The 19,296-nt window shown below is 64.9% G+C and carries 18 protein-coding genes; 11 read left to right on the top strand and 7 right to left on the bottom strand.

Going from position 1 to position 19,296, the window contains the following annotated elements; all coding sequences use genetic code 11:
• Nucleotides 1-77: 77 nt before the first annotated feature.
• A complete protein-coding gene (gene pncA, locus P6U29_RS00775; protein WP_407115884.1) occupies nucleotides 78-800 on the bottom strand; it encodes a bifunctional nicotinamidase/pyrazinamidase in 723 nt (240 codons plus the stop codon).
• Between the two features lie 254 nt (nucleotides 801-1,054).
• Nucleotides 1,055-1,996 (bottom strand): hypothetical protein, encoded by a 942-nt coding sequence (locus tag P6U29_RS00770; RefSeq protein WP_407115883.1) that lies wholly within the window; start codon nucleotides 1,994-1,996, stop codon nucleotides 1,055-1,057.
• 391 nt (nucleotides 1,997-2,387) lie between these two features.
• Here P6U29_RS00770 and dnaK point away from each other — a divergent pair, with 391 nt between their 5' ends.
• From dnaK to P6U29_RS00730, 8 genes are all read left to right on the top strand, one after another.
• Complete coding sequence (gene dnaK / locus P6U29_RS00765; protein ID WP_407115882.1) at nucleotides 2,388-4,289, top strand: molecular chaperone DnaK; 1,902 nt, start codon at nucleotides 2,388-2,390, stop codon at nucleotides 4,287-4,289.
• A gap of 243 nt (nucleotides 4,290-4,532) precedes the next feature.
• Entirely contained in the window at nucleotides 4,533-5,669 is a 1,137-nt protein-coding gene (dnaJ, locus tag P6U29_RS00760; protein ID WP_407115881.1) for a molecular chaperone DnaJ, read from the top strand.
• An 88-nt stretch (nucleotides 5,670-5,757) separates the two neighbouring features.
• The gene (locus tag P6U29_RS00755; protein ID WP_407115880.1) at nucleotides 5,758-6,357 is read left to right on the top strand and encodes a class I SAM-dependent methyltransferase; all 600 of its coding nucleotides are present in this window, start codon (nucleotides 5,758-5,760) and stop codon (nucleotides 6,355-6,357) included.
• 57 nt (nucleotides 6,358-6,414) lie between these two features.
• Nucleotides 6,415-6,993, top strand: coding sequence for an NADPH-dependent FMN reductase (locus P6U29_RS00750; protein ID WP_407115879.1), 579 nt, complete (start codon nucleotides 6,415-6,417; stop codon nucleotides 6,991-6,993).
• 6 nt (nucleotides 6,994-6,999) lie between these two features.
• The gene (gene pyrF, locus P6U29_RS00745) at nucleotides 7,000-7,710 is read left to right on the top strand and encodes an orotidine-5'-phosphate decarboxylase (protein WP_407115878.1); all 711 of its coding nucleotides are present in this window, start codon (nucleotides 7,000-7,002) and stop codon (nucleotides 7,708-7,710) included.
• 24 nt (nucleotides 7,711-7,734) lie between these two features.
• The gene (locus tag P6U29_RS00740; protein WP_122400217.1) at nucleotides 7,735-8,046 is read left to right on the top strand and encodes a DUF1330 domain-containing protein; all 312 of its coding nucleotides are present in this window, start codon (nucleotides 7,735-7,737) and stop codon (nucleotides 8,044-8,046) included.
• Nucleotides 8,047-8,223: 177 nt separating this feature from the next.
• On the top strand, nucleotides 8,224-9,039 hold the full coding sequence (dapB, locus tag P6U29_RS00735) for a 4-hydroxy-tetrahydrodipicolinate reductase (RefSeq protein ID WP_407115877.1): 816 nt from the start codon (nucleotides 8,224-8,226) through the stop codon (nucleotides 9,037-9,039).
• Between the two features lie 195 nt (nucleotides 9,040-9,234).
• On the top strand, nucleotides 9,235-9,858 hold the full coding sequence (locus P6U29_RS00730; protein WP_407115876.1) for a 2,3-bisphosphoglycerate-dependent phosphoglycerate mutase: 624 nt from the start codon (nucleotides 9,235-9,237) through the stop codon (nucleotides 9,856-9,858).
• A gap of 108 nt (nucleotides 9,859-9,966) precedes the next feature.
• Here P6U29_RS00730 and P6U29_RS00725 read toward each other — a convergent pair whose 3' ends face one another.
• Both P6U29_RS00725 and P6U29_RS00720 read right to left on the bottom strand, forming a co-directional pair.
• Nucleotides 9,967-10,863, bottom strand: coding sequence for a methylated-DNA--[protein]-cysteine S-methyltransferase (locus tag P6U29_RS00725; RefSeq protein WP_407115875.1), 897 nt, complete (start codon nucleotides 10,861-10,863; stop codon nucleotides 9,967-9,969).
• Between the two features lie 54 nt (nucleotides 10,864-10,917).
• Nucleotides 10,918-11,436, bottom strand: a complete 519-nt coding sequence (locus P6U29_RS00720) for a DUF2244 domain-containing protein (protein ID WP_407115874.1) — start codon at nucleotides 11,434-11,436, stop codon at nucleotides 10,918-10,920.
• 22 nt (nucleotides 11,437-11,458) lie between these two features.
• Here P6U29_RS00720 and nth point away from each other — a divergent pair, with 22 nt between their 5' ends.
• The 3 genes from nth (at nucleotide 11,459) to P6U29_RS00705 (ending at nucleotide 15,095) form a co-directional block, all read left to right on the top strand.
• Nucleotides 11,459-12,208, top strand: coding sequence for an endonuclease III (gene nth, locus P6U29_RS00715; protein WP_407115873.1), 750 nt, complete (start codon nucleotides 11,459-11,461; stop codon nucleotides 12,206-12,208).
• Between the two features lie 135 nt (nucleotides 12,209-12,343).
• Nucleotides 12,344-13,480, top strand: a complete 1,137-nt coding sequence (locus P6U29_RS00710; protein WP_407115872.1) for an HlyD family secretion protein — start codon at nucleotides 12,344-12,346, stop codon at nucleotides 13,478-13,480.
• The gene (locus P6U29_RS00705) at nucleotides 13,467-15,095 is read left to right on the top strand and encodes an MFS transporter (protein ID WP_407115871.1); all 1,629 of its coding nucleotides are present in this window, start codon (nucleotides 13,467-13,469) and stop codon (nucleotides 15,093-15,095) included. Before P6U29_RS00710 ends, P6U29_RS00705 begins: the two co-directional genes overlap by 14 nt.
• Before the next feature lie 215 nt (nucleotides 15,096-15,310).
• On the opposite strand, the gene P6U29_RS00700 is transcribed toward P6U29_RS00705, so the two are convergent.
• From P6U29_RS00700 to P6U29_RS00690, 3 genes are all read right to left on the bottom strand, one after another.
• The gene (locus tag P6U29_RS00700; RefSeq protein WP_407115870.1) at nucleotides 15,311-16,051 is read right to left on the bottom strand and encodes a sulfate transporter family protein; all 741 of its coding nucleotides are present in this window, start codon (nucleotides 16,049-16,051) and stop codon (nucleotides 15,311-15,313) included.
• A gap of 240 nt (nucleotides 16,052-16,291) precedes the next feature.
• On the bottom strand, nucleotides 16,292-16,744 hold the full coding sequence (gene nikR, locus P6U29_RS00695) for a nickel-responsive transcriptional regulator NikR (RefSeq protein ID WP_407115869.1): 453 nt from the start codon (nucleotides 16,742-16,744) through the stop codon (nucleotides 16,292-16,294).
• A 55-nt stretch (nucleotides 16,745-16,799) separates the two neighbouring features.
• The gene (locus tag P6U29_RS00690) at nucleotides 16,800-19,250 is read right to left on the bottom strand and encodes a heavy metal translocating P-type ATPase (RefSeq protein ID WP_407115868.1); all 2,451 of its coding nucleotides are present in this window, start codon (nucleotides 19,248-19,250) and stop codon (nucleotides 16,800-16,802) included.
• Between the last annotated feature and the right edge of the window lie 46 nt (nucleotides 19,251-19,296).

Raw genomic sequence — 19,296 nt, 5'->3', positions numbered from 1 at the left:
GCAGCTCGGCCTTCATCCGTCGAGACGCGCGCGAAGAAGCGCGCTCCTCAGGATGAGGGTCCGGCAGATCTTCGCGCCTACGCGCTCACCGCGATATCTGCAGACTGAATCCGCTTCACGCCGGCCTTGGCCATGTCGGCCCAGGCTTTCGCCAGCGAGCCCTGGGTGTCGATGCCGCGGCAGGCGTCTTCCACCACGTAAGTTTCGAAGCCCGCCTTGCGCGCGTCGAGCGCGGTCCAGGCGACGCAGAAATCCGTCGCGAGCCCTGCAACGAAGACGCGCTTGATCTTGCGTCCCTTCAGGTAGCCGGCAAGCCCCGTCGAGGTCTTGCCGTCGGCTTCGAGGAAGGCCGAGTAGCTGTCGACATCCTTGTGAAAACCCTTGCGGATGATGAGCTCGGCATGCGGGATCGCAAGATCCTTCGACAGCGAAGCGCCATCGGTGCCCTGCACGCAATGGTCGGGCCACAGCACCTGCTTGCCATAGGGCAGGTCGATGGTCTCGAACGGCTTCTTGCCGGAGTGGACCGACGCAAACGAAATGTGGCCGGGCGTGTGCCAGTCCTGCGTCATCACCACGTTGGAAAACGCCTTCGCGATTCTGTTGATGACGGGCACCACCTGCTCGCCTTCCTTCACGGCGAGGCTGCCGCCGGGCAGGAAGCAGTTCTGCACGTCGATCACGAGCAGGGCTGATGCATCGTCCGGCTTGATCGATGCGGCCGCGAACAGCGCGGTTGGCGCGAGAGTCGCCAGCGCCGTCGTTCCAAGCATTGCCAAGAGGTGTCGCCGATCCAGCATCGTTCGCCTCCCCTTAGGATGATCCAACGGAGGGGAGCCTAGTTCCGTTCGTATACGAACAGAAGCCCGAAAATGCAGCCGGGTTTGATGAGTAATCGAGCTTGAGCCGCGGGCGCTCTTAACCTCTCCCGCCAGCGGGAGGCGCGAAGCGCCGGGTGAGGGCTTTCTCCTCTGGGGGAGTCTTCGTCGCTGACGCACCCTTCCCCAACCCTCCCCCGCAAGCGGGGAGGGAGCGCATCTCGCGCGTGGATCAGCTACCCCTTCGGCTGAATCCCGTCGCGCACCGCGCGGAAGCGGGTGAAGGCGGCTTGCCATTTGTCGCGCGGGGCGCTGGCGATGATGCGCAATGATGCGCCGCCAGTCGAGAAGCGGATCCACTGCACCACGGTCACCGGGACCTTGTCCTTGCCGCTGACGCCGTCGATCCGGGTCTCGAAACCCTGCTGGCCGTTGATGCGGATCGGCTCGGACATGGTGATGCGCGACTCGCGCACGCCGGGAATCTGGAGTGCCGCCTCCTGGGCGAAGCGGGCGCGGTCGTCGGCCTGCTGCGGGGTGGCGCCGATCAGGCCCAGGATCATGAACGGCCGCGACTCGTAGCCCGTGCTCTCATCGCCGTCGGCCAGGATGATGCTCGAGCCCGGCGCCAGCGTGCGGATGTCCTTGAAGTCGGCGAGATCGGTGATCTTGAACGGCATCAGCGCGATCTGCTCTTCGGCCGAGACCTGCCTGCGGGTGGTGGCGCTCGCAAACATCTGCCGCACGGCTTCATCGGTGTAGATTTTGGTCGCATTCTCCGGGATCTGCACCGCGACATAGCCGGAGAAGCCGGCACCGGGCACGATCATCGAATAGCGCTTCACCGGGGTATCGCCTGCCTTGCCGCTTTCGGTGGTGAAATAGGCAAGGCCCGCCGGGGTCTCGATCTTGTCCTGCTTGACGCCATTGGCGCCGGCGGGATTGGAATTGAATGCGCTCACGACCTCACCATAGGCCGCCGGCGGCAGCTCGGTGATCAGTACCTTGACGCTGCCGTCCTCGCTCTCGAAGCCCGGAAAGGTTTTCGCCGTGCTGAGGCCGACCAGCGGCACCATGCCGAGGCGCAAGCCAGGTGGGAAAACGGCGTCGGCGGCGAAGGCCGGAAACGCGGAGGCGGCGAGGAGGGCGAGCGCGGCGAGGGGGCGGATCAGCATCATGGGCACTCTGATTGGTTCACATTGAGGCCGTTCGATGGTCGGCCACCGGGCGCTTTGTCGCGCGAAGCAGCTGCGCCGGCTGTCCGGCCGGTCCGCCTTTTAGCGGGTTTGGCCTTGCCGCAACAGGGCGGGGTCGACTGCGGTAGCGGGGCTTGCCGAAGGGCGGACCTGTTAATAATTCCTCACCCGCATGGGCGGTGAAGCCCGGACATGATCTTCCAAAACCCAATGTTTTCGCGGCAGAAACGTAGCTTCGGTCCTTGCGGGCCCCTCCCCCCCTCCTATATGAGCCTCAATCATCGCAATATCGCGGATGTTTGATCTTAGGGGGTTCGGTTCGGGTGCCTTCTGGGCCCAGCCAACCTGCCGCAAAAAGAAGGATATCAGGACCATGGGAAAGGTCATTGGGATCGACCTCGGCACCACGAACTCGTGCGTCGCCGTGATGGATGGCAAAAACGCCAAAGTCATCGAGAATTCCGAAGGCATGCGCACGACGCCTTCGATCGTCGCCCTTACGGACGACGGTGAGCGCCTCGTCGGCCAGCCGGCCAAGCGCCAGGCCGTCACCAATCCCGAGCGTACCTTCTTCGCAGTGAAGCGCCTCATCGGCCGCCGCTACGACGACCCGATGGTCGAGAAGGACAAGAAGCTCGTCCCGTACAAGATCGTGAAGGCCTCCAACGGCGACGCCTGGGTCGAGGCCGACGGTCAGACCTACTCGCCCTCGCAGGTCTCGGCGTTCATCTTGCAGAAGATGAAGGAGACCGCAGAAGCCCATCTCGGCCAGAAGGTCGACCAGGCCGTCATCACCGTTCCCGCCTACTTCAATGACGCCCAGCGCCAGGCGACTAAGGATGCCGGCAAGATCGCGGGCCTCGAAGTGCTGCGCATCATCAACGAGCCGACCGCGGCCGCGCTCGCCTATGGCCTCGACAAGACCAAGGCCGGCACCATCGCGGTGTACGATCTCGGCGGCGGCACCTTCGATATCTCCATTCTCGAGATCGGTGACGGCGTATTCGAGGTGAAGTCGACCAATGGCGACACCTTCCTCGGCGGCGAAGACTTCGACATGCGCCTGGTCGGCTATCTCGCCGACGAGTTCCAGAAGGAGCAGGGCATTAACCTGCGCAACGACAAGCTCGCTTTGCAGCGCCTGAAGGAAGCCGCTGAAAAGGCCAAGATCGAGCTTTCCTCGACGACGCAGACCGAGATCAACCTACCCTTCATCACCGCGGACCAGACCGGCCCGAAGCATCTGACCATGAAGCTCACCCGCGCCAAGTTCGAGGCGCTGGTCGATGACCTCGTGCAGAAGACCATCGAGCCCTGTCGCAAGGCGCTGAAGGATGCCGGCGTCACCGCCGGTGAGATCGGCGAAGTGGTGCTGGTTGGCGGCATGACCCGCATGCCGAAGGTCCAGGAGGTGGTGAAGCAGCTGTTCGGCAAGGAGCCGCACAAGGGCGTCAACCCGGACGAAGTCGTGGCGATCGGCGCTGCGATCCAGGCCGGCGTGCTCCAGGGCGACGTCAAGGACGTGCTGCTGCTCGACGTGACCCCGCTGTCGCTGGGCATCGAGACGCTGGGCGGCGTGTTCACCCGCATCATCGACCGCAACACCACGATCCCGACCAAGAAGAGCCAGGTGTTCTCGACGGCTGAAGACAATCAGAATGCCGTCACCATCCGCGTCTTCCAGGGCGAGCGTGAAATGGCGGCCGACAACAAGATGCTCGGCCAGTTCGACCTGATGGGCATTCCGCCGGCTCCGCGCGGCATGCCGCAGATCGAGGTGACCTTCGACATCGACGCCAACGGCATCGTCAACGTCTCGGCCAAGGACAAGGCGACCGGTAAGGAGCAGCAGATCCGCATCCAGGCCTCGGGCGGCCTGTCGGAAGCCGACATCCAGAAGATGGTCAAGGACGCCGAGGCCAATGCCGAGGCGGACAAGAAGCGCCGCGAGGCCGTGACCGCCAAGAACGAGGCCGATGGCCTGGTGCATTCGACCGAGAAGGCCCTGGCCGAGCACGGTTCGAAGGTTTCCGATAGCGAGCGCCGTGCCATCGAGGATGCCGTCAGCGACCTCAAGGAAGCGCTGAAGGGCGACGATGCCGAGGCGATCAAGGCCAAGACCCAGACGCTGGCCCAGGCTTCGATGAAGCTCGGCGAGGCCATGTACAAGCAGCAGGCCGAGGCCGACGCCAAGAAGGATGCGGCCAAGGACGACGTCGTCGACGCGGAATTCACCGAGGTCGACGACGACAAGAACAACAAGAAGTCCGCATAAGCCCGAGAGGGTGACGATGCGGACGGCTTGCACCCCACACGCGCTACCGGCCTCCTCCCTCGCGGGGGAGGCCGTCGTGTCGGGCAGAACGGGCAAGGCGCCCGTTACCATCGATCAATTCCCAGCCGATATTCTCAGCGCTGCCAGGCTGCCCTCTGCCGCGAGGCGGAAGGGCGCTTATATTGCTGCGTGGCAAGCTGTTTCGCCCCCACTTGAATCGCGATTGGATAGACCGAGCTGAACATGTCCACGTCCACCAAGCGCTGCTACTACGAGACCCTCGAAGTCGATCGCGACGCCGACGAATCCAAGCTGAAATCGTCGTTCCGCAAACTGGCGATGAAATTCCATCCCGACCGCAATCCCGGGGACCAGACCAGCGAAGTCAAATTCAAAGAGATCAACGAGGCCTATGAGGTCCTGAAGGACAAGGACAAGCGCGCCGCGTATGACCGCTACGGCCACGCCGCGTTCGAGCAGGGCGGCGGCTTTGGCGGCGGCGCCGGTTTCGGCGCGGGCTTCGCCTCCTCTTTCTCCGACATTTTCGAAGACCTGTTCGGCATGGCCGGACAGCGCGGCCGCGGCGGCCGCGAGCGGGGCGCCGATCTGCGCTACAACATGGAGATCACGCTCGAGGAAGCCTTTGGCGGCAAGACTGCGCAGATCGAGATCCCGGTCTCGGTCACCTGCGAGGCTTGCTCGGGCATCGGCGCCAAGGCCGGTACCAAGCCGAAGACCTGCTCGACCTGCGGCGGCGCCGGCCGTGTGCGGCAGTCGCAGGGCTTCTTCACGCTCGAGCGCACCTGTCCCGGCTGCCAGGGCCGCGGGCAGATGATCGAGGACGCCTGTCCGTCCTGCGCGGGCCAGGGCCGCGTCACGCGCGAGCGCACGCTGTCGGTCAACATTCCGCAAGGCGTCGAGGATGGCACACGGATCAGGCTCGCCGGCGAGGGCGAGGCCGGGGTCCGCGGTGGCCCGCCCGGCGACCTCTACATCTTCCTGTCGCTGGCCCAGCACCAGTTCTTCCAGCGCGATGGCGCCGATCTGCACTGCCGCGTGCCGATCTCGATGGTGACGGCTGCGCTCGGTGGCGAATTCGAGGTGCCGACCATCGACAAGGCCAAGACCAAGGTGAAGGTGCCGGCCGGAACCCAGTCCGGCCGCCGATTCCGCATTGCATCAAAGGGCATGCCGGTGCTGCGGTCGCGTCAGATGGGTGACATGTATGTCCAGGTCGTAGTCGAGACCCCACAGAACCTCACCAAGAAGCAGCAGGAATTGCTGGCCGAGTTCGACAAGCTTTCCTCCGGCAACACCCAGCCGGAATCGGAGGGTTTCTTCGCCAAGGTCAAGGACTTCTTCGGTAATCGGGCGAATTGACTCGTCTTGACCGTGCCGTCTTCGGCCTATACGTCTTTATGACCATTTTCTGACACGCCGCGGTCCCGCGGTCCCGTCCGGTCCCGACATGCCATTGCCATCGTCCGCGCGTGCGTTGAAGAAGCCTCGTCTCGACGACGAGGTGCGCTTTCTCAGGTCGTGGATCGAGAAGCCGCTGCATATGGGCGCGGTGATGCCGTCGGGCAAGCTCTTGGCCCGGACCATGGCTCATTATGTCGATCCCGATTCCGATGCACCGGTGGTGGAGCTCGGGCCCGGTACCGGCGCGATCACTTCCGCGCTGATCGAGCGCGGTGTCGACCAGAAGCGTCTCGTGCTCGTCGAATACAATCCCGGATTCTGCGCGCTGCTGCGCGACCGCTACCCGCAAGCCAAGGTGGTGCAGGGCGATGCCTATCGCCTGCGCGACACGCTCTGGAACGCCCTGAGCGCGCCGGCTGGCGCCGTCGTCTCGGGCCTGCCGCTGGTGACGAAACCGATGCTAACGCGGCTGCGGCTCATTCGCGATGTCTTCACAGCGCTCGCGCCCGGCGCCCCCTTCATCCAGTTCACCTATGCGGTGGTGCCGCCGATCCCGAAATCGCTGCCCGGCGTGTCCACAGAGGCTTCGGAACGGATCTGGATGAACCTTCCGCCGGCCCGCGTCTGGGTGTATCGCAAGGACTAATTCCGCCGGCTCTTCCTTTTGCGCGGCGGGCTCGTTTCGCCGAACGCATGGGATTGGATGTCAGCTCCCAAGATCCTGATCATTCCCGGCTCGCTGCGCACCGGCTCCCACAATGTGAAGCTGGCGGCGCTGGCGGCCTATGAATTCGCTCAGGCCGGCGTGGACGTCACCCGCATCTCGCTCGCCGATTTTCCGCTGCCGATCTACGACGGCGATCTCCAGGCCAAGTCCGGCGTGCCCAAGCACGCCATCAATCTCAAGCGCATGATCGGCGCCCATCACGGCGTCCTGATCGTCTCGCCCGAATACAACGCCTCGGTGCCGCCGCTTCTCAAGAACGCGATCGACTGGGTCAGCCGCGTGCATGAGCTGCACGAGGCGCGCGGCGAGGTGTTCCGCAACCGCGTCTTCGCGCTCGCCGGCGCCTCGCAGAGCCGGCTTGGTGCCGCCCGCGCGCTCCAGGCCTTGCGGCTGATCCTCTCCTCCTGCCACGCCAATGTGATTGCCAGCCAGCTCACGCTCGCCTTTGCCGACCAGGCCTATGACGATATGGACAGGCTGAAGCACGAGGGCGATATCGCCGCGTTGAAAGAGCTGGTAGCGCAGTTGATCGACGTTTCCCAACGCATGATGTGAGGTGACATGACGCCAGCCGAGATCGCCCCGAAAGACCGCCTGATCGTTGCGCTCGATCTGCCGGGCGTTGATGCCGCGGAGGCGATGATCGCGAAACTCGGCGACAGCGTCTCGTTCTACAAGATCGGCTACCAGCTCGCTTATGCCGGCGGCCTGCCGTTGATCGGAAAGCTCGCCGACAGGGGCAAAAAGGTCTTTGCCGATCTGAAGATGCACGACATCGGCAATACGGTGACGCGTGGTGTGGAGAGCGTCGCCAAGCTGGGTGCGACGTTCGTCACCGTCCACGCCTATCCGCAGACCATGAAGGGCGCCGTCGAAGGCCGCGGCAGTGCCGGCCTGAAGATCCTCGCCGTCACGGTGCTGACTTCCTACGATGACGACGATTTGCATGCGGCTGGCTATCGGCTCAGCGTGTCGGAATTAGTTGAGGCACGCGCGCAGCAGGCGCAGGTGATCGGCGTCGACGGCCTGGTGTCCTCGCCGGAGGAAGTCGGTGCGTTGCGCAAGATCGTCGGCCACCAGATGAGCCTGGTCACCCCCGGCATTCGTCCGGCGGGCGCCGCCAGCGGTGACCAGAAGCGCATCATGACGCCGGGCCGTGCGATTACCGCGGGCGCGGATTATCTCGTTGTCGGGCGCCCGGTGGTGGAAGCCGCCGATCCGAAGGCTGTCGCCGACGCTATCCACGCTGAGATCGCGCAAGCGCTCGGCTAACCACCAACAATAGGGAGAACAAGAATGGCAAAAGGCTACTGGATCGGGCGTGTCGACGTGAGCAATGACGAGGGCTACAAGCCCTACGCCGTCGCCAACGGTCCGATCTTCAAGAAATGGGGCGGCCGTTTCGTCGTCCGCGCCGGCAAGTTCACCACCGTGGAAGGCGCCAGCCGCAACCGCAACGTCGTGATCGAATTCCCGGACTACGAAACCGCGCTCGCCTGCTACAACTCACCGGAATATCAGGCCAACATCAAGGTGCGCCAGCCGCACTCGATCGCCGATCTCATCATCATCGAGGGCTATGACGGCCCACAGCCGCAGGACGGCTGAGGCGCACCGTCACTCCGGGGCGATGCGCCGCATCGAACTATGGTGCGCAATTGCGCCCCTGAGAATCTCGAGATTCCGGGTCTGGTCCTTCGGACCATCCCGGAATGACGGCCTATGATCCCATCGGTTGCCGGAACTGCATCCCCCCGCTACAACGGCTCCGAAGAGGATCACACCATGTCCGACATGCGCTTGATTGTAGCTGGGGCCGGCGGCCGGATGGGCCGCGCGCTGGTACGGGCGATTGCCGAGAGCAAAGGCGCGGTGCTGGCGGGCGCGCTGGAGGCGCCGGGCTCCGATCTGCTCGGCAAGGATGCCGGCGTGCTCGCAGGCCTGCCGGCCAACGGCATCACGCTCTCTGCCGATCTCTGGGCGATGTCGAAGGATGCCGATGGCATCCTCGATTTCACCGTGCCGGCGGCGACCATCGCCAATGTCGCGATCGCCGCCCAGCGCGGCATCGTCCATGTCATCGGCACCACCGGCTTGTCCGGCTCCGACAATGCCGTGATCAAGAGCGTCACCAATCGCGCGGTGGTGGTGCAGTCAGGCAATATGAGCCTGGGCGTCAATCTGCTCGCCGCCGTGGTCAAGCGCGTCGCCAAGGCGCTCGACCAGACCTTTGACATCGAGATCGTCGAAACCCATCACCGCATGAAGGTCGATGCGCCATCCGGCACTGCTCTGATGCTGGGCCAGGCCGCGGCGAGCGGTCGCGGCGTCACTCTCGATGACCATTCCGAGCGTGGACGTGACGGCATCACCGGCGCACGCCGGCCCGGCAATATCGGTTTCGCCTCGTTGCGCGGCGGCACCGTGGCCGGCGACCACAGCGTGACCTTCCTCGGCCCGTTCGAGCGCTTGACGCTGTCGCATCAGGCCGAGGACCGCATGCTGTTCGCCCATGGTGCGCTCAAGGCGGCGCTGTGGGCGCATGGCAAGGCGCCGGGCCACTACTCCATGGCCGACGTGCTCGGGCTTGCCGATCTCTGATGATCGCTCGTGGTAACCGCAAGCTCCCTTCACCTCTCCCCAACGGGGAGAGGTCGATTTGCGTAGCAAATCGGGTGAGGGGCTCAGGTCTCTCGAGGGACCGCTCCCCTCACCCGGCGCTACGCGCCGACCTCTCCCTATGGGAGAGGTTTGGCACCGCCGATGCCGAAATCTCAGTTCAGTATGGAAAGTAAAATGAGCGAACGTCTTCTCGTGCTCGTGCGCCACGGCCAGAGCGAATGGAATCTGAAGAACCTGTTCACGGGCTGGAAGGATCCTGACCTCACCGAGCTTGGCGTGACGGAGGCCAGGGAAGCCGGCCGCAAGCTGAAGGCACAGGGTCTCGTATTCGACGTCGCCTTTACCTCGGTCCTGAAGCGCGCGCAGCACACGCTCGATCTCATCCTCGGCGAGCTTGACCAGAAGGGCTTGCCGACGTCGAAGAACCTCGCACTCAACGAGCGCGACTACGGCGATCTCTCCGGCCTCAACAAGGACGATGCGCGCAAGAAATGGGGCGAGGAGCAGGTGCATGTCTGGCGCCGCTCCTATGACGTGTCGCCGCCCGGCGGCGAAAGCCTGAAGGACACGCTGGCGCGTGCACTGCCGTATTACGTGCAGGAGATCCTGCCCGGCGTGCTCAATGGCAAGCGCACGCTGGTTGCCGCTCACGGCAACTCGCTGCGCGCGCTGATAATGGTGCTGGAGAAGCTCTCGCCCGAAGGCATCCTGAAGCGCGAGCTCGCCACTGGCGTGCCGATCATCTACCGGCTCAATGCGGATTCGACAGTGGCCTCGAAGCTGGACCTGGCGGGATAGTGCGGTCCCTTAGGGTGGGCAAAGGGCGTAGCGCCGTGCCCACCATTCTTCCGCAGTCACTGATGCATGGTGGGGACGCTTCGCTTTGCTCACCCTACGGCATCTCGCCTACTGCGTCCCCAGCTGCCCGGCTTCCCAGCCCAGCATCGCCTGTTTGCGGGTGATGCCCCAATGATAGCCGGTGAGCGTGCCGCTCTTGCCGAGCGCGCGGTGGCACGGCACGACGAAGGAGACCGGGTTCTTGCCGACCGCAGCACCGACGGCGCGTGAGGCCTTCGGATTGTTGATGTTGCAGGCGATGTCGGAATAGGACACCGCGCGTCCCATCGGAATCTTCAGCAGCGTCTCCCACACCCGCACCTCGAAATCGGTGCCGATCAGGACCACGCGCAGCGGCTGATCCGGCCGCCACAGCTTTGGGTCGAAGATGCGCGCTGCGAGCGGCGCGGTGCCTTCGTGATCTTCCACATAAGTGGCGTTCGGCCAGCGCCGCGTCATGTCGGCGAGTGCGATCTTCTCCTCGCCGTGATCGGCGAAGGCAAGTCCGGACAAGCCGCGATCGGTGGCGATCACGATCGCGGTGCCGAACGGGGAGGGATGGAAGCCGTAGCGCAGGGTGAGGCCGGCACCGCCATTCTTCCACTCGCCCGGCGACATCGCTTCGTGGGTGACGAAGAGATCGTGCAGCCGGCCCGGCCCCGACAGGCCGGAGTCGAGCGCGGCATCGAGGATGCTCGCGGAGTCCCGCAGCAGATTCTTGGCATGGTCTAGAGTTAGCGCCTGCATAAAGGCCTTCGGCGTGATCGAGGCCCAGCGGCGGAACAAATGGTGCAACTCATCGGGCGTGACGCCGGCGGCATCCGCCATCGCCTCGATGGTCGGCTGCGCGCGCCAGTTCGCCGAGATGAAGGCGATCGCCCGCCGCACCGAATCATAGTCGCGCAACGCGGCGTTCTGGGTGCCCGGCTTGGCCAGGCGCTGGTCATGTATCGCGAGGGTCATCATGACCGGAAATGTAGGAGAGGGGCGGGTCTGAAACCACCCGATTTCCGACTGGAATCAGCTGGTCGGATTGTAGGTCGGTCCACGCCTGGCGGCGTTCAGTGCCTCAACCAAGCCTTTGTAAAAACTTGCCTTTTCCTCAGGGCCTAAAAACCTCGCGATCTGGATCTGATGGCCGCGCGAGATCAGATAGAGATGCTCGATGCCGAAGTCCTCGTCGACTTCCATGTCGAGGCGGACCCAGAGCGGATTGAAGGTCCATTCGGCGACCTGGCCGCGATGGCTGATGCGCCTCACGCGCAGTTCGGAGGTCGTGACGGTGATCTCCTCGCGCGCCTGGGCGGTGCCGAAATTGACTTTGAAGGCCCACCAGACCACGAGCACGTCGAGACCAAAGAAGCCGAACACCGGCCAGGCGCCCATCATCAGGAAAGCCAGGCCCGTGACGAAGCTGACAACGCTCAGGAACAGCATCACGGCGAGGAAGCCGGTGCGGTTCAGGGAGCGGTGCGGCGTCAGCAGCGCGGAGAAGATCTGCACCTCGCTCTCGCGCTCAATTTCGTTGCCTGTGCTCATCGTCCCTCAGTATATCCCGATCATGGCGAAAATCACCCGCAAGCCGGTCCCCCGCAAAGCGGCCGTGCCGAAGAAAAAGGCAAAGCCGGTTGCGGCCAAACCGAAATCCTCCGCGAAAAAACTCAAGGCCACGAAACCCTGGACGCCGGCCGAGATCCGCGAGGTCTTCAGCCGTTTCCGCAAGGCCAATCCGGAGCCGAAAGGCGAGCTCGAGCACGTCAATCCGTTCACGCTGCTGGTCGCCGTGGTGCTGTCGGCGCAGGCGACCGATGCCGGCGTCAACAAGGCGACGCGCGCATTGTTCGAGGTCGCGGACACCCCGCAGAAGATGCTCGATCTCGGCGAGGAGTCCTTGCGCGAGTACATCAAGACGATCGGACTCTACCGCACCAAGGCCAAGAACGTGATCGCGCTGTCGGCCAAGCTGCTCAGCGAATTCGGCGGCCAGGTGCCGCGCACGCGCGCCGAGATCGAGTCGTTGCCCGGCGCCGGGCGCAAGACTGCCAATGTCGTGCTCAACATGGCCTTCGGCGAGCATACCATGGCGGTCGATACGCATGTCTTCCGCGTCGGCAACCGCACCGGACTTGCGCCGGGCAAGACGCCGCTGGAGGTCGAGCTCGGTCTCGAAAAGGTGATCCCGGCCGAGTTCATGCTGCATGCCCATCATTGGTTGATCCTGCACGGCCGCTATACTTGCCTCGCCCGCAAGCCGCGCTGCGAGGTCTGCCTGATCAACGATCTCTGCCGGTGGCCGGAGAAGACGGTGTGAGATAGGAGCTCAGTCATTCCGGGGCGCCTCGAAGAGGCGAACCCGGAATCTCAAGATTCCGGGTCTGGTCCTGCGGACCATCCCGGAATGACTGCGGTTAGATTCGCGTTCGAACAAGTAGGTTTGGGGTCATCGGTGAGTCAACAAGAACGAGTTCCGTCGTCGCCGGCCCCCGCGGCGACTGCCCCATCACCGAAGCCAACACAGCGGCCGGCCACACCGCTGTGGAGCCGGCTCGCGATCCCGCTGTTCGCGGTCATCGTCGCGCTCGCGTTCGTCGCGCTGGCGACGCTGCGCTTCGACGAATGGGTCGGCAATGCGGTGATCCAGACCACCAATGACGCCTATGTGCGCGCGGAGCTGACGCGGCTTTCGAGCCGCGTCTCGGGCGAAGTGCTCGCCGTAGGCGTCGCCGATTTCCAGCGCGTCAAGGCCGGCGACCTCCTGATCCAGATCGATCCCGCCGACTACGAGGCGCAGGTCGCACAGGCCGAAGCCAATGTCGCCGCTGCGCAGGCCACCCTCGACAATCTCGCCAATCAGATCGAGCTGCAATATGCCACGATTGCCCAGGCGCAGGCCGCGCGGCTGTCCGCGGAGGCCATGGAGGTGGAGGCGCGGCAGGAGCAGGAGCGCCAGCAGTCGCTGTCGCAGACCGATGCCGGCACGCGCCAGCGGCTCGAGCAGGCGGTGGCCGCTTACGCCAAGGCGCAGGCCGACGTGCGTGCGAGCCGCGCCGTGATCGCAGCCCAGCAGCACCAGCTCGAGGTCCTGCAAGGCACCAGGAAGCAGCGCGCCGCCGATGTCGAGGCGGCCAAGGCGACGCTGGCGGGTGCGAAGCTCAAGCTGGGTTACACGAAGATCACGGCGCCGTTTGACGGCGTTGTCGGCGAGCGCCAGGTGCAGCCCGGCGATTACGTCAATATCGGTACCAACCTCATCAATATGGTGCCGTTGCCAAAAGTGTACGTGATCGCGAACTACAAGGAGACCCAGCTCACGCACGTGGCACCGGGCCAGCCGGTCGAGATCACCGTCGACAGTTTCCCGCGTGAGAGGCTGCACGGCAAGGTCGAGCGCATTGCTCCGGCGACAGGTGCACAGGTGGCGCTGCTGCCGCCCGACAACGCAACGGGCAACTTCACAAAGGTGGTTCAGCGCATTCCCGTGCGCATTCAGTTCGATGACAACCAACCGCTGCTGGCGCGGCTGGTGCCGGGCATGTCGGTGGTCACCAGCATCAATACTGCAGCTGCCAATGGCCGAAAATGACACTGCCAGTCGCGAGCCGGTCTCGCGCGGCGGCGTCGCGCCGCAGCCGCTGTTCGCCGTCGCGGCGGTGCTGCTCGGCTCGTTCCTCGCCAATTTCGACAGCCGGCTGACCACGGTCAGCCTGCCCGATCTTCGCGGCGCGTTCTCACTCGGCTTCGACGAGGGCGCCTGGCTCTCCACCGCGGGCATCGGCTCGCAGATCTTCATCGCGCCTGCGGTGGCCTGGCTTGCCACGGTGTTCGGCCTGCGCCGCGTGCTCGGCATCCCCAGCATTATCTATGCGGCCGTCTCATTCATCATTCCGTTCGTACACGACTATCCGACATTGCTTGCGCTCAGCGTCGTGCATGGCCTGTTGCTCGGCACCTTCGTGCCGGCGACGCTGATGATCGTGTTCCGCAATCTGCCGATCCGCTGGTGGCTGCCGGCGATCTCGATCTATGCGATCCGCGTCGGCTTCGCCTTGGACACTTCGACCTCGCTGGTCGGCTTCTATGTCGATCATCTCGGCTGGCAATGGCTGTATTGGCAGGGCGTGGTGATCGCGCCTTTGATGGGCCTGATGGTCTATTTGGGCACGCCGAACGAGCCCGTGAACCGTGCGCTCCTGCGCGACGCCGATTGGGGCGGCATGCTGCTGCTCGGCGCCTCAGTCTCGATGATCTATGCCGGGCTCGACCAGGGCAACCGGCTGGACTGGCTTGGCTCCGGCACGGTGATGGCGCTGCTCGCCAGTGGCGCTGTGCTGTTTCTGGCCTTCCTCGTCAACGAGTCGCTGGTGCGGCAGCCCTGGGCACATGTGAATGTGCTGTTCTCGCGCAACATCGGTTTAGGGCTGGTCCTGATCCTGCTCTACACACTGACGAGCCTGTCCAACGCGTCGCTGGTGCCGAATTTCCTCGCCGCCATCGCGCTGCTCAGGCCCGAGCAGAGCGGCCTTTTGCTGCTCACCTATGGCGCGTTGCCGATGTTCGTGCTGGTGCCGGTCTCGATCTGGCTGCTCAGGCATTTCGATACGCGGACGGTGGTGGTCGTGGGCTTTGCCTGCTTCGCCGCGGCGAATCTCTGGGGCACGCAGCTCACCCATGTCTGGGCGCGCGAGGATTTCATCGGCATCGTGCTGTTGCAGGCGATCGGGCAGTCGCTGACCCTGCTGCCGCTGATCATCACGCTGCTCTCCAACTCCGATCCGAGCCGCGCCACCTCCTTTGCCGCCTATATCCAGATCATGCGGCTCGGCGGCGCCGAGATCGGCGTGGCGTTGATGGGCACCTGGCTGCGCGTCCGCGAGCAGGTCCATTCGTTCTATCTCGGCCAGAACCTTGCGGTCGGCGATGTCGATGTGGTGCAGAGACTGAAGCAGCTCGCCGATCATTTCGCCGCCCATGGCACGGGATCGGCGCAGGCGCGCGCGGTCGGCACGCTCGCGGGCATCGTGCAGCGCGAGGCCAACGTGCTCGCCTATATCGACGGCTTCTGGCTGTGCTTCTGGCTCGCGATGGCCGCACTCGGCGTCGTCGCGCTGGTCACCCGCGCGCCGACGGGACCATTCACGCCGGCGCCGTTTGGTTTCGCCAAGACGGTGCTGCGCAAGTGCGGGGTGCAGGTGACGTGAATGCGATAGAGATTGGCTCGTTCGATCGCGCCGCGGAGTCGGTCACCTCTCCCGCTTGCGGGAGAGGTCGGCGCGAAGCGCCGGGTGAGGGCTCTGCCCCCTAGGGGATTGTCCCATTGCGGAGGCAACCCTCACCCCGACCCTCTCCCGCAAGCGGGAGAGGGAGCGCACCATGTTCACGGCTCGTGACCAAATCCGATCATATCCGCCGACGTTCACCGCACCTGCCGGGCCGACTCGATCAGCTCGGGCCGCGGGCCTGACAGGCGCTTGTGCATGTGGACCATGAACGCCATGCCGAAGATCGGCGTCGCCAGGTTAACGATCGGGATCGAGACGAAGGCGGCGATGAACAGGCCGGCGGTGAAGACGGTCGCGGCATTGTCGCGCCGCATCGCCTTGGCTTCCTCCGGCGGGCGGAAGCGCATCGCCGCGAGCTCGAAATACTCACGGCCCAGCAGCCAGGCGGCGGCGAGGAAGAAGATCAGGAAACCGGCGCCGGCGAACAGCACCAGCGGTAGCGCGGCGAGATAAACCACGATGGCCAGCAGCGCGGTCTTGATGCCCTCGAACATCGCCTGGCTGAACGGCAGCGCCACCCCGGGCCGCTCGGCGGGGTAATGCTCACGCTCGACGATGTCGGCGACGTCGTCGACGAACAGGCTCGCAACCAGCGAGGTGATCGCAGGCATCAGGAAAATGCCGCCGAACACGACACCGAGGCCCGCCGCGATCGAGACGATCCAGGACAGGATTTCGAGCGATGAATGCCAGCCCGGTCCGAGCAGGCCTTCCAGCCACACCTCGCCAGAGGTCGCAAACCAGCTGAGGAGCCGCTGCAAGCCAACCGCCAGCACGGTGATCAGCACCAACGCCAGCCCGATCGACCGCCACAGGATCGAGCGCATCGGCGGCGAGATCATTTGCGACAGCGCCTTGATGGCGGCATCCAGCATGGGGCACCCTTTCACGAGACAACCCGCGAGAGGTAGAGATGCAGGGCCGCTTCGGCAAGGGAGGCTGGCCTGTTGTGGCCCGCGGCTTAACGGTCTCGTGTCCCGGACGCAGCGCGGCATGCAATGACGTGCTGCTGAGCCGGGACCCAGGAGCTTGCACTTGCGGTGAGATGGGCCCCGGCTCTGCAGCGCACCGCCGAAGAAGCGCTGCGCTGCGTCGGGGGCACGCAAGCCGCCGGCCTACTCATGCCGATGGCCGTGCCCATGCTTCCTTGCCCTCGTCTGCTTCCCTTCCCCGGTCGGGATCATCACCACGCGGCCGTAGCGCACGCCGCGTTCGGCGATGATGTGGTCGGCGAAATGCCTGACCTCGGAGGCCGCGCCGCGCAGCGCCGTCATCTCCATGCAATTGTTGTCGTCGAGATGGACGTGCAGCGTCGCCAGGGCAAGATCATGGTGACCATGGAATTCCTGCACCAGCCGCTTTGACAGATCGCGCGCGGCGTGGTCGTAGACATAGACAAGGCCGGCAACGCATTGGCCGGTTTGGGCGGTATCCTCCGTGCTCTGCTGCAGGCCGGCGCGGGCGAGATCGCGGATGATCTCGGAGCGGTTCTGGTAGCCGCGCGCTTCCGCTGCGGCATCGATCTCCGCCAGGAGGTCGTCCTCGATCGTGATCGTTATCCGCTGCATGAGATCCTCTCCGTGCGTCTCGTTCGATACGGGCTCCGCAATTAACTCGCTTCGCTCACAGCCGCGTTGCACGGAGCCGCAGCGCATTGCCGACCACGCTCACCGAGGACAGCGCCATTGCCGCTGCCGCGATGATCGGGGAGAGCAACAGACCGAACGCCGGATAGAGGATGCCGGCTGCGATCGGAATGCCGGCGGCATTGTAGATGAAGGCGAAGAACAGGTTCTGGCGGATGTTGCTCATCGTCGCTTGCGACAGTTTTCGGGCGCGCACGATACCGACGAGGTCACCCTTGAGCAGGGTGACGCCGGCACTCTCCATCGCCACATCGGTGCCGGTGCCCATGGCGATGCCGACTTCGGCCGCGGCCAGCGCCGGGGCGTCGTTGACGCCGTCGCCGGCCATCGCGACGCTGCGGCCGGCCTTTTGCAGCTTTGTCACCACCGCGCTCTTCTGGTCCGGCAGCACCTCGGCCTCGACCTCGGCGATGCCGAGCCGGCGCGCCACGGCCTCTGCCGTCGTGCGGTTGTCGCCGGTCAGCATGATCACCTTGATGCCTTCCTCGGCTAGCGCCTTCAGTGCCTCCGGCGTCGAGGCCTTAACCGGATCGGCGATCGCGAACAGGCCGGCCAGCCGGCCATCAACGGCCATGTTGATCACGGTCGCGCCGTCGCCGCGCAGCCGTTCGGCCTCAGTGTCGAGCGTTGTGGTGTCGATGCCGATCGACGTCAGATATCTGGCATTGCCGAGCACGACGGTCTTGCCGTCGACCTCACCGGTCGCGCCCTTGCCGGTCGGCGAGTCGAACTGCTCGACCTGGCCGAGGGCGAGCTGCTTCTCCTTGGCGGCGCGCACAATGGCGTCGGCCAAAGGATGCTCGCTGGCACGTTCGACGCTGGCTGCCAGCCGGAGGATGTCGGCCTCCGCTAAGCCGGACGCCGGCACGATCGCGACCACCTTGGGCTTACCCTCGGTCAGCGTGCCGGTTTTGTCGACCACCAGCGTGTCGATCTTCTCCATCCGCTCCAGCGCCTCGGCGTTCTTGATCAGCACGCCGCCTTGCGCACCGCGGCCGACGCCGACCATGATCGACATCGGGGTTGCCAGGCCCAGCGCACAGGGGCAGGCGATGATCAGCACGCTGACGGCGGCGACGAGGCCGAAGGCGAGCCGTGGCTCCGGTCCGAACCACGCCCAGGCGGCAAAGGCGGCGACGGCGACGACGATCACGGCGGGCACGAACCAGCCTGCGACCTGGTCGGCCAGGCGCTGGATCGGTGCGCGCGAGCGCTGCGCGTCCGCGACCATCTGCACGATCTGCGACAGCAGCGTCTCGCGCCCGACCTTGTCGGCACGCATGACGAAGCTGCCGGACTGATTCAACGTGCCGGCAATGACCTTGGCGCCGGTTTCCTTGGTGACCGGCATCGATTCGCCAGTGACGAGGGACTCATCGAGCGAGGAGCGCCCCTCCAGGATGATGCCGTCCACCGGCACCTTCTCGCCGGGACGAACGCGCAAGCGGTCGCCGGCATGGAGCGTGTCGATCTCGACCTCATGCTCGCTGCCATCGGCGTCGACGCGTCGCGCGGTCTTGGGCGCAAGCTGGAGCAGCGCCTTGATCGCGCCCGACGTCGCATCGCGGGCGCGCAGCTCCAGTACCTGGCCGAGCAGCACCAGCACGGTGATGACGGCGGCGGCCTCGAAATAGACTGCGACCGCGCCCTCATGGCCGCGGAAGGTAGCGGGGAAGATCTGCGGCGTGACGGTGCCAAGGATGCTGTAGACATAGGCAACGCCGGTGCCCATTGCAATCAGCGTGAACATGTTGAGGTTGCGCGTCAGCAGTGATTGCCAGCCGCGAACGAAGAACGGCCAGCCCGCCCACAGCACCACGGGTGTGGCGAAGACGAGCTGGATCCAATTCGACAGCGTCGGATCGATCCAGTTGTGCGGGCCTGCGAGATGGCCGCCCATCTCCAGCACCACCGCCGGCAGCGACAGCACGCCGCCGATCCAGAACCGACGCGTCATGTCGGCGAGCTCCGGATTGGGGCCGGTCTCCAGGCTTGCGACCTCCGGCTCCAGCGCCATGCCGCAGATCGGGCACGTGCCCGGGCCGACCTGACGGATTTCCGGGTGCATCGGACAGGTGTAGATCGTGCCTGCTGGCATCTCGGGCTCGGGCGCCCTCTCCTTTGCAAGATACTTGGCGGGATCGGCGGCGAATTTTGTGCGACAGCCGGCGGAGCAGAAATGGAAGGTCTCGCCGTGATGCTCGAAGCGATGCTTCGAGGTCGCAGGATCTACCGTCATTCCGCAGACGGGATCTTTCAGCTTGGTCGCGGCATCACCGTGATGATGGGCATGGCCGGCATGATCGTCGTGGCCGCCACAGCAAGAGGAGGCTCCGGCCTTGGCCGCCGGCGGCGCAGCCTTCGTGGAACAGCCGCATCCGGAATGCGTTTCCGCGTCGTGACGATGCCCGTGTTCGTTGTTGTTCATTGCCATGCTCCGGCCTTGTGCCCGGTCTTGTACTTGGTCTTGCAAC

The organism is Bradyrhizobium sp. LMG 9283 (assembly GCF_045571415.1).
Taxonomy (GTDB): Bacteria; Pseudomonadota; Alphaproteobacteria; order Rhizobiales; family Xanthobacteraceae; genus Bradyrhizobium.
This window is presented reverse-complemented; position numbering and strand designations above follow the sequence as displayed.

What these genes read in the sequence shown, in the direction of transcription:
- pncA (WP_407115884.1), bottom strand. Translation starts at nt 800, where the DNA reads ATGCTGGATCGGCGACACCTCTTGGCAATGCTTGGAACGACGGCGCTG.
- P6U29_RS00770 (WP_407115883.1), bottom strand. Translation starts at nt 1,996, where the DNA reads ATGATGCTGATCCGCCCCCTCGCCGCGCTCGCCCTCCTCGCCGCCTCC.
- dnaK (WP_407115882.1), top strand. Translation starts at nt 2,388, where the DNA reads ATGGGAAAGGTCATTGGGATCGACCTCGGCACCACGAACTCGTGCGTC.
- dnaJ (WP_407115881.1), top strand. Translation starts at nt 4,533, where the DNA reads ATGTCCACGTCCACCAAGCGCTGCTACTACGAGACCCTCGAAGTCGAT.
- P6U29_RS00755 (WP_407115880.1), top strand. Translation starts at nt 5,758, where the DNA reads ATGCCATTGCCATCGTCCGCGCGTGCGTTGAAGAAGCCTCGTCTCGAC.
- P6U29_RS00750 (WP_407115879.1), top strand. Translation starts at nt 6,415, where the DNA reads ATGTCAGCTCCCAAGATCCTGATCATTCCCGGCTCGCTGCGCACCGGC.
- pyrF (WP_407115878.1), top strand. Translation starts at nt 7,000, where the DNA reads ATGACGCCAGCCGAGATCGCCCCGAAAGACCGCCTGATCGTTGCGCTC.
- P6U29_RS00740 (WP_122400217.1), top strand. Translation starts at nt 7,735, where the DNA reads ATGGCAAAAGGCTACTGGATCGGGCGTGTCGACGTGAGCAATGACGAG.
- dapB (WP_407115877.1), top strand. Translation starts at nt 8,224, where the DNA reads ATGTCCGACATGCGCTTGATTGTAGCTGGGGCCGGCGGCCGGATGGGC.
- P6U29_RS00730 (WP_407115876.1), top strand. Translation starts at nt 9,235, where the DNA reads ATGAGCGAACGTCTTCTCGTGCTCGTGCGCCACGGCCAGAGCGAATGG.
- P6U29_RS00725 (WP_407115875.1), bottom strand. Translation starts at nt 10,863, where the DNA reads ATGATGACCCTCGCGATACATGACCAGCGCCTGGCCAAGCCGGGCACC.
- P6U29_RS00720 (WP_407115874.1), bottom strand. Translation starts at nt 11,436, where the DNA reads ATGAGCACAGGCAACGAAATTGAGCGCGAGAGCGAGGTGCAGATCTTC.
- nth (WP_407115873.1), top strand. Translation starts at nt 11,459, where the DNA reads ATGGCGAAAATCACCCGCAAGCCGGTCCCCCGCAAAGCGGCCGTGCCG.
- P6U29_RS00705 (WP_407115871.1), top strand. Translation starts at nt 13,467, where the DNA reads ATGGCCGAAAATGACACTGCCAGTCGCGAGCCGGTCTCGCGCGGCGGC.
- P6U29_RS00700 (WP_407115870.1), bottom strand. Translation starts at nt 16,051, where the DNA reads ATGCTGGATGCCGCCATCAAGGCGCTGTCGCAAATGATCTCGCCGCCG.
- nikR (WP_407115869.1), bottom strand. Translation starts at nt 16,744, where the DNA reads ATGCAGCGGATAACGATCACGATCGAGGACGACCTCCTGGCGGAGATC.
- P6U29_RS00690 (WP_407115868.1), bottom strand. Translation starts at nt 19,250, where the DNA reads ATGAACAACAACGAACACGGGCATCGTCACGACGCGGAAACGCATTCC.